This window comes from Rhodopseudomonas sp. B29 (genome assembly GCF_000333455.1).
In the GTDB taxonomy this organism is placed as follows: Bacteria; Pseudomonadota; Alphaproteobacteria; order Rhizobiales; family Xanthobacteraceae; genus Rhodopseudomonas.
Genome location: NZ_BADD01000172.1, coordinates 1 through 12,052, shown reverse-complemented (window position 1 = coordinate 12,052; position 12,052 = coordinate 1). Strand labels below are relative to the sequence as shown.

Below are 12,052 nucleotides of genomic sequence, written 5' to 3'. Positions count from 1 at the left end.
CGCCTCGATGACGTGCCCGGCAGCGGCGGTGCCTTCGTGGCCATGCGACAGGATCAGCCGGGTCGAGGCCATGTTGAGCGACAGCCGCAACATGGTCGAGATCAGCAGCACGGTCGGGAACGACGAGAATTCCAGCGGCGCCTGGATGAACAGCGACGTCATCAGGATCAGGATCGACAGCGTGATCGAGATCGCCAGGAACAGGTCGAGAATCAGCGACGGCAGCGGCAGGATCAGGACGACGAGGATCACCAGCACGCCGAAGGCGAGCGCGAGATCGCCGCGGCGCAGATAGGTGATGATCTCTTTCAGGCTCGGAAAGCCGCCCGAGCTCTGGCCGACCGTGGTGTCCGTCATCGCCGCCGCCTTCTCATCCCGCTGTCGCTTGCGGCGGCCGGACGTCGACGCGGCGACCGCAGGGCCGCCGGCTCGAACGTGAGGCACCGCGCTGGCGTCCACGGGCATTCCCCCGTTGTTCGCGACCGACGACACTTCCACTTCACCCGGCAGAATTTGCCGAGTGCATGGTTAGCAAAGGGTTAACGAGGGCCCGGCACCACGACAGTGTTGATCCGGCGGACCGCAGCTGCACGGCCGGAGCAGCCGCGGCCTCGCACTTTTCTGGGTTTTCACAGTTCTTATGAGAAGATCGATTGTTGCTTCTTCGAATATGATACGATGCCACAAATCAAAGCCACTTTGCGGATCATTCGCATGCGATTGTTATTTCTGCTCTCCTCCTGCTTGGCTGTTGTGCTTGGTGTTGCGGGGCCGGTTTGCGCCCAACAATTTCCGGGTACCAAGAATGTCAACGATTGCACGTTTCTGCAGGATCCCGACCAGACCCGTCGTTGCATCGAAAGCTATCAAGGAGTGACATCCACGCCGATGGTGACGCCGCAAAACAACGTTTCACCATTGTTGCCTTCCTCACCCGATACCGCCGTCGAACCGAAGGCTTCGACCGCTTCACCGCCAAGATTGAGCCCGGCTCCACCGCCGCGCCTAGCGCCCCGGTAGCCCGCTGCCACCCTGTTCGAAACAGTCGCGCGAACGAAAGTTCGTGTGACTGCCGGTATTGAGTAGCCCCGCTGCCTATGTTAATAGGAACGTTATTCTGTTCGCAGGGCAACCATGGCTGGCAAACGTCATACCCGCGAGGTCATCGCAGCAAAGTTGGCCCAAGCAGACGATATGGCTGCTCGTGGCGAGACTCAGCAGGACATCTCGAAGGCACTTGGCGTTAGTGTGATGACCTATCATCGCTGGCGTAAGGACCGCGGTGATCATCAAGCGCTGAAGGTGTCGGTCGAGAGCGAGGAACGGCCGCTCCCGTTGGGGTTGGAGTATTCCCGAAGCGGGAGTCTTCCCGAGTTGCAGGTTGAAAACGATCGGCTTCGCCGGTTGGTCACGGATCTGCTGCTGGAAAAAATGGCCCTACAAGAACAGTTGCACCAGCAGAGCGATATTCTGAGGCTGCGCTCTCGCAAACCATGATACGTTAAAATACTTTCAAGTTTAGATTTATTATAATATTCGAGCACATATGTGCGGCGGAGTTGGTCCGCAGCATTTGAGTTCGCCAGTATCCCAGGCAGCCTGGATAGGCACCAATGCAAGCGCTCACTCGGTTGTTCGAGCGGCGCGGAAGAATTGTCCATTTTTTCGCTGAAGATGTGATTTTCTCCCGCGGCACCGAAATCATGCACGTGTACAGGGTGCAATCCGGCACCGTGATGTTGCACTCATCGTCCTTAGCCGGGCGCGAGATCGGGTTTGAACTTCTGCGGGCCGGCGACTTTTTCGGCATGGTTCCCAACCTGCAGAGAGGGATAGCAGGGGTCGATGCGACGGCGTTGAGCGAATGTGACCTTCTCGCGGTGGACCGTGAAGCTTTCGCCGACGCGATCCGTACGGACATCGAGCTGACGCACGAAGCGCTGCAGGTGGTGGCGATGCGTCTCGCGCGGCGGACCAAGCAAGCCGAAGAGCTGGCACTGTTCGCGGTGCGAGGCCGCTTGGCTCGCTACGTGATCGGGCTGGCTCAGCAGCAAAATGGTAGTCTGAGATCGGAAGCGAAGGTTCGCCTTGCATTCAGTCAGAAAATCATGGCTGCCATGGCGGGGATTTCGCGCGAGACTCTCAATCGCCAGTTCCGATCCTGGATCGAGGCGGGCGTAGTGTCATTGGAGGGCAAGGAACTCCGGATCCTCAGGCCGGATCATCTGATTGCTTTTGCCGGCGCCGCCTACGACTAACGTCGATTATTTTGACCCGTAGGAAGTGATCACGGTCATAGGTACCGCACGATGCGTAGTGTTAGATGCGCGTCCTGCCGGTAACGGTAGGTGGTATAGAGAGACGAATACTTTACAGGTTCGCGGTCGGGGGGGCTGATCATGCCGGGCGCTGGTAATTCAAACATTGCACCGGAGTCGATTGTTCAGAACTCTGAAGGGGCATCCAGAGATGCGACCGAACGACGTCCCGAAGCATTGATACTTGACCTCAAAAGCAAGGTGTTGCGAATCGAAAACGAGCGCAGGCTCAAGGAACTTCTTGAGCAAAACAAGAAGCTCGCAGCGTTCGCTCGCGAGACTGCCGAGGAGATCTTCATTCTTCGATCGGCGCTGATGAACGCTCGGTAATCTTCAGCTTCGCAAAGGCGCTCCGGCAACAATCAATGCTGTACGGGTATTTCGCGCGTGCGAGTTGAAGCTACGCGAACGACCAAGCCCGCTGAATGCCCGTTCCAGCGATTCTCACCTCAATGAATCTCGTCTAGCGAGAGTCATTCTTCTGGTGACGGGGCGCGCTCCGGCTACGCGGCAACTGCGAAATGCTGACCTTCGAATCGATCTGCGCCGTTCGCAGATGAGATTGCCTCACCCACACGATACCGGGCTCGCCCCATGACGGCTTGGGCTTTGACTTTTCCGCCATGGGCGTCGGCTGAACTCCGGCAGCTCGCTGCAGCGACTCCTGGATCATCCGTTGCACCTCGGCAGGCGATTTCGCCGTTACGGTCGTTGCGCCGCCCGCCTTGCTGGCATCGATACCCGCCGCCTGCGAGACGGCCGCCGGAGGTACCAACCGGCCGGGCCGCAACTGCACGCCGACGATCCGGCCATTCATCGGGTCCCACGCACATTCATAGGCATGGCGCAGCCACTGATTCTGCACCAGGACGCGGATCGAATCGCCGCGATAACGGACCACGCCGTCGGAGCCGGGCTGCTCGGCCTGAGTGAACATGCCGCCGAACGGACGTGACAGCCAATCGTAGTCGAGCGGCGCGCGCGCCTCGATCAGCGGCACGCACGCCTGGGCCGCTGAATCGGCGTTGCGACGGACGCAGGCCGTGTCACACGCCGTGGGGACCGGCGCCGCATTCTGGTCGGTCGGCGCTGGTGCCGGCGTCACTTCCGGCGGCATGGCGGGCCCCTGCGCGATTCGCGTCGATGCGCGTCCCGGCTCGGCACGGCCGTCAGTCGCTGCCAGGCCGTACACCACTGCGATCACGCAGCAGATCACCATTCTCGGATTGCTGAAGCCCATCATTCCGTCGTCCGTCCCCAACCGACCAGCCCTAACAGCCCACATCCAACAAACTTAATCATAACATAAACCGCGACCGAACTCTCACCAAACCTTTCGGGGGGATGTCCGCCTCTTTAGTGCGCAACTCCGTTGCCTGCGTTAACATTTCGAGCCGCTGCCCCTCTGGATCGAGGTCAAATATTTCAGAGACTTAGCGGTCTTGGTGTTCAAAATATAACATAATTAACCTCATGTATCGCGAAATAATAACATCACTTGTTATTTCTGAACATGTCGATTAACGTTTCGGTAACCCTTCGATCAAGGGTTGCTTTGACTCCAGCATTGATGCGCACGAGCGCGAGAGTGACCAAGGAGAATACGTTATGAATAAATTTCTGTTCACCACGGTGAGCGTGATCGCGCTCGGCTTCGGATCGTCGGCGTTCGCCGCGGGATCGTCGTCCTACACCAACCAGAGCGGCAACAACCAGCAGGCCACGATCGACCAGAGCGGCGGCGACTTCAACAAGGTCGGCACGCTAGCCAACCCGTTCGCGCAGGACGACGGGCTGTATTCCGGCGGCAACGTCATCTCCATCACGCAGACAGGCGGGACCGTTGGTAGCAACCAGTTCGGCGTGTCTGAGCAATCGTTCCAGAGTGGCGGCGCCAACTCCGCTAACATCAGCCAAACTGGCGTGCGGAACGACGCGGTTCTCCAATCCACCGGTTACGGCAATGGGTATGGGGCAAATTCGATTTCTCAGGTCGGTGATAGCGGTCACGTGTCGCTAAAGCAAACCGGCAACTTCAACGCCTTCTCCATTAATCAGGCTGGCGGCTCGGATTTGCCCAATGGGTATGGCATCTCTGGCATTCCGACGGATCTTGGTAGCGTTTTCTTCGCCAAACAATCTGGGGACGCCAACTCGGTGTCGTCCAGCCAGACCGGATGGCAGCTGGTAATCCTTTCCCAGACCGGCGGCTACAACCAGCTCTATAACACCCAGACAGGCTTCGGGAATTCGCTCACCGCGTCTTCCGCCTATTCCGACCCGGCCGTCCAGAGCTATGATGGCTCGGGAGCTTCCAACGTGATCTCCAACACGCAGACCGACAGCAACCAGACTCTCTACGTCGATCTGCAATATGGCCACGCTAACAACATCACCAACGTACAGAGCAACTTCAACAACCTGGCCGCGGTCTACTCTCAGTCAGGTTACAATCTGACCATCAACAATACGCAGTCGGGTCAGAACAATTTCGCCTATTACGTGCAGGCCGGTTCGCAGACTTCCGCAACGGTGAACCAGACCGGCAACTCCAACACCGCAAGCACGACGCAGAACGCTAGCTCGTCCAGCTCGAGCATCACGCAGGGCGGCAACAACAACAACGCGACTGTCACCCAGAACGGCGCCGTGGCGTATGCGCTGTTCACGACGATCAATCAGGGCGGCAACGGCAACACGGCGACCTCGACCCAGTCCGGTTCGACCAACGCCGCGAACATCTTCCAGTCCGGCAGCGACAACAAGACCACCTCGACTCAGGCCGGCACTTGGTCGTTCGCGCAGCTCGATCAGAGCGGCGGCGGCAACACCATCGTCGGCTCGCAGACCGGCAGTGGTTACGCGCAGAACGCCGCCTACGTGACCCAGGTGTCGAACACCAACGTCGCCAACTATACGCAGAACGGCTCGGGCAATTACCTGAACGTGAAGCAGTAAACTGATCGACCACCTCCGGTGGGGCGGTGCCCCACCGGAGTTCTTCGTCTGTAGTGCTTCGGCCGTCATTCGTCGAAGTAAGGGTCCAAAGCGCCTGGCTCCAGCCGGGCCGCCTGTGTGAAAGGGGTGGACTGCATGCGCGCCCCGCTGATGGTTCTTCTGGCTGCCGGCCTTGCGCTCGCCGCTTCGCCGGCTATCGCCGCGTCGTCGTCCTACATCACCCAGACCGGGGCCGGAAATACCAGCGACGTCGACCAGAGCGGCAGCACGACCAGTCAGATCGGCACCTCTGCCAGTCCGTTCGTGCAGGAGGCCGCCTCAGGCCTGGGCGGCAACATCATCATCATTACGCAGACCAATTCCGGCAACAGCGTGCTGGGAGCGGTGATGCTGGCTCTGCCGGCCGTCGGCTCCATCGGACAGTCGGGCACGGCTAATCAGGCCACGATCATTCAGGCCGGTCTGGTCGGTTCGGTGCGGCTCAGCCAGTCCGGCGACTACAACGGCAACTTCACCGGCGCCGTCCATGCCATCGAGCAGGGCAAGGATTCCGAAGCCGCCAGCGCTTCGCTGATCCAGACCGGAACCCGCAACGACTTCTCGATCCGCCAGGAGGGGGGCAGTCTCAACAGCGCTGTGGTGGTGCAGACCGGCACGGCGAACCTCGTGGAACTGTCTCAGTCGGGCAACAGCCTGTCGCTCAGCCTGACCCAGACCAACAACAACAATCAGGCCATCGTCACCCAGACGGGCCTGCGCGACAGCGTGACCGCGTCCCAGACCAACACGGCGGTGCTGAGCAATTTGATCAGCGCCAGCCAGGCTGGCGTCGACGACAAGGTATCGATCGCGTCGCAGCGCGGCTCGGGCAACGTCATCACCACTCTGCAATCGAGCACCAACGACAGCCTTGCGATCGCCCTGCAGGACGGCTACGGCGTGCGCCTCAGCAATGTCCAGACCGGCGACGCCAACGCGCTGGCGGTGTCGCTTCAGACCGGCACCAGTAACACCATCACCAATACCCAGACCGGCAACAACGATATCGCAACCGTCACCTCTCAGAGCGGCACCAATCTGACGCTGACCAATACCCAGCGCGGCAACAACGGCATCGCCTTGTTGACGCAGAGCGGCAATCTCAACGTTGCCGTGCTGCTGCAGGACTCCGGCAGCGCGTTCAACACCGCAGCGCTCACGCAATCCGGCGTCAACAATCAGGCGACCGTCACGCAGGAGGGCCGGCATAGCGACGCCAAGGTGAACCAGTCCGGCAATTGGTCGTTCGCGGTGATCCTTCAGAGTGGGACTAACAATGCGGCTTCGACCGAGCAGTTCGGCGCGGGCCAAACCGCCGCGGCCAGCAATGTCGCCTCGACGACGCAGAGTTCGAGCGGCAACACCGCCTCCGCGACCCAGACGGGAGCCGGCCACAGCGTGACCGTGCGGCAGTAACGTCGAGGCGGCTCATAACATGGAAAATGTTAACTACGCACACCCGACGGCCGTGATTAGCTAAAATTTGAAGGACTGATCTAAGCCGATTTTCGCGGCTTCCCGGCACTGTTCCACACGACCTAAGGGAACAGGGGACGGGTTGATGAAGAAGATTTTGCTAACGACGTTTGCCACGTTGCTGCTCGGCTCGGCCGCGCAGGCCTCCATTGTTAGCACCTCGCAGCAGTCGGCCACCATCATTCAGATCGGCGACGGCAACAGCGTCGGCTCGGCCACCAATCCGTTCTATCAGGAGAACGGCGCCGGCAGCGGCGGCAATCTCATCAGTATTACCCAGACCGGTGCCGGCAACAGCTTCGGCATCGACGGTTCGTTCCAGTCCGGCACCGGTAATCAGGCGAAGGTGACGCAGAGCGGATCTGGCAGCAGCGTCGAGCTGCGGCAGACCGGCAGCGCCAACACCGGCCACATCGACCAGTCGGCGAACGCCAGTTCGATCGCAATCGTGCAGACCGGCAGCGGAAATTCGTTCAAGGTGACGCAGGCCGGTGTCTCCAATGCGCTCTCGCTGGCCCAGCAGGGCAGCGACAACGTGGCGACGTTGAGCCAGTCCGGCAGCAATCACCGCATGACGGTTCGCCAGTCCGGGAGCGGCAATTCGGTTCAAGCCGATCAGAGCGGCAGCGACAACATGCTGCTCGCGACCCAGAGCGGGCAGGGCAACATGCTTGTCGCCAACCAGAGCGGTACTGGAAACCAGGCGACGATCGGCCAGACCGGCACGGCACAGTACGCGATGCTGGTTCAAAGCGGCGCGAACAATACCATCGTTGGAACGCAGAGCGGCGCGCAGAACCAGGCCTACGTGACCCAGACTTCCAACGGAAACACCGCCGTATTCTCGCAGAGCGGCGTCGGTAATGTGATCCGCGTGCGCCAATAATTGGCCGGGAGCTTAGCTCCCTCCACCTGCCAACAGCGAATTTCGACCTGAAGCCAGCCGAGCGATCGGCTGGCTTCACCATTTATTTATGATATTCTGGCGATGGCGGTGTGTTTGATATAACGTATCTCCGAAGTCGGAGGGTCTCATGGGCGCTTATGATCTGCCACCGGGCGTCGTGTGTTCCGTCGTCCGGCACGAAGACGGAGGTCGCCTCGAGATCAGAGGGCGGGTGATATCTCCGCAGGCCCTGCAGGGGAAATATGTCCTGCAGATCAAGCGGACCGGGCCCTCCGGCTCCTCGACGGTCAAGCAAGGTGGACCATTCGATCTGGCCGCCGGCACCGAAACGTTCCTCGGCCTTGCGAATCTCAATCTGGAGCCGGGAGCGACCGTTTCGACTGATTTCAGCCTGCAAATCGGTGACGGCGTGAAGCTTTGCGAACAAGGGGATGGCCAGTGAAGATCGATCGATTTGGGTGTTGCGTGCTCCTGGCGGTGATCGCATCGGTGCAATCTGTGCCCGGCTTTGCCCAGAGTATCTGCAGCGACTGTTCGACCGAGGCCCAGATAGCGGCCTTCCTGAATTCTCCAGCGGCCCTCCCGCCAGCGGTCCAGGGACGGAACACCGCCACTGTGGTGCAGACCGGGACCAACAACGCCGCATCTTCGGATGTGACAGTGCCGGCCGGCGTCGGGGGCGGAACGGGCTCCTATTACGGTAACACCACCGTACAGACGCAAGCGGGGGACGGGAATAGTTCCAGCCTCCGGGCCGTCGGCAATCTCAACACGCTGACCACCCAACAGGTCGGCACCAATAACAGCGCATCGGTCACGGTTTATGGGAACAATAATGCCGTGACTAATCAACAGGTTGGAACGGGGTTATCATACACTCTGCAGCGGGTCGGAAACGGTGGAGCGATCTCCGTGTCGCAGCGCAACTGAGCGTCACCATATCATGTTACAGAGTATGTTGGTAAACTGTGATCATTGTGCCACTTAGTCTAATTTTGCGTGCGCAGTTGAATGTTAATCAACGCATGTTCGTGGCTAACACATTATACGCAAGCGAATCTATTTCGTATCGGTAGGGGATTGAACATGAGCCTCGGGAAGCATCTGGTCGCGCGACCACGCTTGGCTCTGAGATTGTTACTCGGTCTGACCGTGGGACTCGGACTATCGAGCGCTCCGAGTTTGGCCGGCAGTCTGGTTTACACGCCGTACAACCCTTCCTTCGGCGGCAGCCCGGGTAATGGTCCCAACCTGCTGGCTCTGGCCAACGCGCAAAATCTTCCGCTTGCGGAGCAGAACGCCGCTGCGGCTGCCGCGGCTGCGGCGAGGAGTTCGGGCGGGGCAGGCTCAGGCTCACTGACCGCCGGACAGCTCTTCGCCCAACAGCTGCAAAGCCAACTCCTCAGCTCGTTCGCCAACCAAATCACGCAGGCGATCTTTGGGCAGAATGCGCAGACGTCGGGTACCTATACCTTCGGGTCCACTTCGATTTCCTTCGTTCATGTGAGCGGGCAGATCAACATCAGCATCAACGACGGCACGTCGGTCACTTCGATCGTCGTGCCGGCGCTGAATTAGTCGCGGCTGATGCGTCGCCAAGATTGCAAGAGGGAAATCTTGAACTTGAATCGAATTACCAGGTTGGCCGGAGCGGTCGTGTTTGCTCTGTGCATCGGCGGATGCGCCCCGGGCGTGCGTGATCCATTGGAAGCGCCTCCAAGAGTGACCGATCCGTCACCAACGGCTATAAGCCTGGAGACGTTGCCACGTGCACACCGGAAGGTGGACATCGCCGTTTATCAATTTGCCGACCTCACTGGTAAGAACGAGCCGAACGATACGCTGGCAGTATTCTCCCGTGCGGTGACGCAGGGAGGCACTGCATTCGTCGTCGACGCCCTGCGACGCGCCGGTCGAGGCAACTGGTTTACGGTCGTGGAGCGAACCAATTTGGCGGCGCTCCTGCAGGAGCGGCAACTGATTAACGCGACCCGCAAAGAGATCGATGGCGACAACGCCAAGCCGCTCCCCCCCCTTCATTTCGCCGGCCTCCTGCTCGAAGGCGGCATCATTGGTTACGACGCCAATACGATAACGGGCGGCATCGGAGCGAATTATCTGGGAATAGGCGGCGACGTGAAATACAGGCGTGACACGGTCACGGTCGGTATGCGTGTCGTGTCCGTGCAAAGCGGTCAGATCCTGACCAGTGTAACGACCACCAAGACGGTCTATTCGGTTGCCGTGGACGGAAATGCGTTCAAGTACGTGGCGGTGAACAAGCTGCTTCAGGCCGAGGCCGGCATCACAAAGAACGAGCCGACACAGCTCGCCGTGCGGCAGGCAATCGATTTGGCCGTGTACGCAACGGTCATCGAGGGGGCCCGGGTGAAGCTTTGGCGTTTCGCGGATCCACTGCTCCAGGCTGGTCTTATCGAAAGATATCTTCGAGACGATAAGATTGAGGTCCCCGCGGCTCAGTCGTCGAATTCGGTCTCGGCATTGGCTCGGATGTCGTCTGCTGATCAGCACTGACACCCACAGCGATGATCCGTACTTATTGATGTGGGGGCGCGCTTCGTGAATTGGTTGACGGATCGGGTCAAGCTGGCCCCGAACTCGCGACCGGCTGAAGATCCGAAGTCTGCTGCTGACGAGAGGTAGCGGCGGCCTGTACCGCTGCGCCCGTTCTCGGCTGCATAGCGATCCTCGCGACGGCGATCGAAAGCATTGCCAAGGCCGCGCCGGCGAAGATGTCGATGAAGTAGTGGCCGCCGACCAGAGGTGTCGCGAGCAGCATGCCGACATTGGCAATCAGCGCCCACGGCCTCAACCACCAGATGCACCACAGCGACCACATCGACAGCACTGCTGCCGCGGCATGGAAGCTCGGAAACTCGATGATGCCGTTGAACTCCCCGAGTTTGAGGATGCGCAGCGTGCCGTCGCGTAGCATCGGCAGATCGTGCATTTGCCCAAGACAGCCGCCGGCCTTGAACAGCGCCGTGTCGGCCTCGATGCCGTAGTGATAAAAAGTGCCCATCGCGGGCGTCCAGATGAACACGAGTGTGGTGACGATCAGCGTGAGCGCGGAGGCCAGTGTGAACTGTTGAAGCCGGCGATACTGCCCCGCGAGCCCGAGAGCCAGCGGGACTCCCAGGATCGGCCAGAAGATCATCGCGTAACCGTAATGCGCGAACGGGATCAGGTCCGGCCGATCGATGAAGAAGCGAAAATACGCCGGCCAGTCCAGTCCCAGCATCGCATCGAAGGCGGCGAGGTTGGCGTCCTGCAAAGGCAGGTTGGCGGAGGCCGCTATGTAGGTCAGCGGCGGCATCAATAGCGACAGCGCCTTGAGCTGAACCAGCGCGCCGCAGATGAACGCCAGCCGGGATTGGAAGATCCCCCGCGTCGCATAGCCGATGGCCCCCACGACCATCGTCAGTCCAAGCGGAACCAGCGCTCTGGTGCCTATCTGGATCGAGAAGTCCGTGACCGCGACGCCGACGCCCAGCGCGAGCGCCAGGACGCCCAGGACGATCCAGTTGCGGTTGAAGCACCTCCAGGCGTGCGACGTCTCGGCATCGGTCATAAATCTGGCACCCACAGCAATTCAATCGTCGTAGGATCTGGTCCGTGCTGACGGCCATGTTAACGGCCGAAAGGTTGATGAAATTCTCAGGGAATCGTCGAAAAATACGGCGGCGGTAATCTTCTTCGCCGTGTCGACCATACCGGAGCACTCGGCCTTTGCGCACGACGTCGCCAGTCCACGGCCGTGCGGCCTCGCCGTGTCGCGCCGCCGCGGGGCGGCGCGGGTGATCGAGCGAGCGCGTGCCGGTGATCGAACGGCCGCCGCTCCGGCGCGCCGCTCCGACACAGAGCGATTGCCGGCCCGCCACCGCCATTGTATGGGGAGACCGCACCGTCCGCGCCGGCGCCGACGGGCCTGTAGCTCAATGGTTAGAGCCGGCCGCTCATAACGGTCTGGTTGCAGGTTCGAGTCCTGCCGGGCCCACCAAATCGCAAACCCCTAACATCCGTTTGCGTCCTCAAGCGTCCGCAGCGGCGGCCGAAAGCCCCGACGAATTGCCATTTCCGTGCTGTGGACGTCCGTCACCGTCCGTCGGATCGTTGCTGACACCCAGTCTGGGGCATCTGATTTCGCGTGCGCCGGACATACCAACATGGCGCCCCCCCCCCCGACCACCTAGACGCCCCGCAAGCCGCTGACGAGCGCCACCGCATGCGATGCTGCGAAGCCTGAGACAAAGCGCTACAAGCGGTCCGCAGGTGGCAGTCTGCATTTGCTGGTGAACCCCGACGGATCGAAATGCTGGCGATTGGCGTACCG

13 protein-coding genes and 1 tRNA gene are annotated in these 12,052 nt (G+C 60.4%); 11 read left to right on the top strand and 3 right to left on the bottom strand.

What is annotated here, in order from left to right; genetic code table 11:
• On the bottom strand, positions 1–357 hold a 357-nt coding region (locus I5M_RS06190; RefSeq protein WP_376738668.1), incomplete at its 3' end, for an FHIPEP family type III secretion protein.
• A gap of 777 nt (positions 358–1,134) precedes the next feature.
• On the opposite strand from I5M_RS06190, the gene I5M_RS06185 reads away from it, so the two are divergent.
• From I5M_RS06185 to I5M_RS32055, 3 genes are all read left to right on the top strand, one after another.
• The gene (locus I5M_RS06185) at positions 1,135–1,497 is read left to right on the top strand and encodes a helix-turn-helix domain-containing protein (protein WP_022720600.1); all 363 of its coding nucleotides are present in this window, start codon (positions 1,135–1,137) and stop codon (positions 1,495–1,497) included.
• Between the two features lie 116 nt (positions 1,498–1,613).
• Positions 1,614–2,258, top strand: a complete 645-nt coding sequence (locus I5M_RS06180; protein WP_022720599.1) for a Crp/Fnr family transcriptional regulator — start codon at positions 1,614–1,616, stop codon at positions 2,256–2,258.
• Between the two features lie 141 nt (positions 2,259–2,399).
• On the top strand, positions 2,400–2,648 hold the full coding sequence (locus I5M_RS32055) for a hypothetical protein (protein ID WP_148287838.1): 249 nt from the start codon (positions 2,400–2,402) through the stop codon (positions 2,646–2,648).
• Between the two features lie 133 nt (positions 2,649–2,781).
• Here the strand turns inward: I5M_RS32055 and I5M_RS30860 are convergent, their stop codons facing one another.
• Positions 2,782–3,561, bottom strand: coding sequence for a hypothetical protein (locus I5M_RS30860; RefSeq protein WP_148287837.1), 780 nt, complete (start codon positions 3,559–3,561; stop codon positions 2,782–2,784).
• A 389-nt stretch (positions 3,562–3,950) separates the two neighbouring features.
• On the opposite strand from I5M_RS30860, the gene I5M_RS06165 reads away from it, so the two are divergent.
• From I5M_RS06165 to I5M_RS06135, 7 genes are all read left to right on the top strand, one after another.
• Entirely contained in the window at positions 3,951–5,276 is a 1,326-nt protein-coding gene (locus I5M_RS06165) for a hypothetical protein (protein ID WP_148287836.1), read from the top strand.
• A gap of 135 nt (positions 5,277–5,411) precedes the next feature.
• Positions 5,412–6,731: a hypothetical protein gene (locus I5M_RS06160; protein ID WP_022720595.1), complete on the top strand. Its 1,320-nt coding sequence runs from the start codon at positions 5,412–5,414 to the stop codon at positions 6,729–6,731.
• A 178-nt stretch (positions 6,732–6,909) separates the two neighbouring features.
• Positions 6,910–7,677, top strand: coding sequence for a hypothetical protein (locus tag I5M_RS06155; RefSeq protein WP_159103978.1), 768 nt, complete (start codon positions 6,910–6,912; stop codon positions 7,675–7,677).
• Positions 7,678–7,825: 148 nt separating this feature from the next.
• The gene (gene csgH, locus I5M_RS06150) at positions 7,826–8,140 is read left to right on the top strand and encodes a curli-like amyloid fiber formation chaperone CsgH (protein ID WP_022720593.1); all 315 of its coding nucleotides are present in this window, start codon (positions 7,826–7,828) and stop codon (positions 8,138–8,140) included.
• On the top strand, positions 8,137–8,628 hold the full coding sequence (locus I5M_RS30855) for a curlin repeat-containing protein (protein WP_148287835.1): 492 nt from the start codon (positions 8,137–8,139) through the stop codon (positions 8,626–8,628). The genes csgH and I5M_RS30855 overlap by 4 nt, the downstream gene beginning before the upstream one ends.
• A gap of 156 nt (positions 8,629–8,784) precedes the next feature.
• Positions 8,785–9,276 (top strand): curli assembly protein CsgF, encoded by a 492-nt coding sequence (locus I5M_RS06140; RefSeq protein WP_022720591.1) that lies wholly within the window; start codon positions 8,785–8,787, stop codon positions 9,274–9,276.
• Positions 9,277–9,285: 9 nt separating this feature from the next.
• A complete protein-coding gene (locus tag I5M_RS06135; RefSeq protein WP_022720590.1) occupies positions 9,286–10,233 on the top strand; it encodes a CsgG/HfaB family protein in 948 nt (315 codons plus the stop codon).
• A 67-nt stretch (positions 10,234–10,300) separates the two neighbouring features.
• Here I5M_RS06135 and I5M_RS29260 read toward each other — a convergent pair whose 3' ends face one another.
• Positions 10,301–11,290: a phosphatase PAP2 family protein gene (locus tag I5M_RS29260; protein WP_022720589.1), complete on the bottom strand. Its 990-nt coding sequence runs from the start codon at positions 11,288–11,290 to the stop codon at positions 10,301–10,303.
• A 353-nt stretch (positions 11,291–11,643) separates the two neighbouring features.
• Between I5M_RS29260 and I5M_RS06125 the strand changes: the two genes are divergently transcribed.
• Positions 11,644–11,719: transfer RNA gene (locus tag I5M_RS06125), tRNA-Ile, on the top strand.
• Positions 11,720–12,052: the final 333 nt, after the last annotated feature.

What these genes read in the sequence shown, in the direction of transcription:
- I5M_RS06185 (WP_022720600.1), top strand. Translation starts at nt 1,135, where the DNA reads ATGGCTGGCAAACGTCATACCCGCGAGGTCATCGCAGCAAAGTTGGCC.
- csgH (WP_022720593.1), top strand. Translation starts at nt 7,826, where the DNA reads ATGGGCGCTTATGATCTGCCACCGGGCGTCGTGTGTTCCGTCGTCCGG.
- I5M_RS06180 (WP_022720599.1), top strand. Translation starts at nt 1,614, where the DNA reads ATGCAAGCGCTCACTCGGTTGTTCGAGCGGCGCGGAAGAATTGTCCAT.
- I5M_RS06160 (WP_022720595.1), top strand. Translation starts at nt 5,412, where the DNA reads ATGCGCGCCCCGCTGATGGTTCTTCTGGCTGCCGGCCTTGCGCTCGCC.
- I5M_RS06140 (WP_022720591.1), top strand. Translation starts at nt 8,785, where the DNA reads ATGAGCCTCGGGAAGCATCTGGTCGCGCGACCACGCTTGGCTCTGAGA.
- I5M_RS29260 (WP_022720589.1), bottom strand. Translation starts at nt 11,290, where the DNA reads ATGACCGATGCCGAGACGTCGCACGCCTGGAGGTGCTTCAACCGCAAC.
- I5M_RS06135 (WP_022720590.1), top strand. Translation starts at nt 9,286, where the DNA reads ATGCGTCGCCAAGATTGCAAGAGGGAAATCTTGAACTTGAATCGAATT.
- I5M_RS32055 (WP_148287838.1), top strand. Translation starts at nt 2,400, where the DNA reads ATGCCGGGCGCTGGTAATTCAAACATTGCACCGGAGTCGATTGTTCAG.
- I5M_RS30860 (WP_148287837.1), bottom strand. Translation starts at nt 3,561, where the DNA reads ATGATGGGCTTCAGCAATCCGAGAATGGTGATCTGCTGCGTGATCGCA.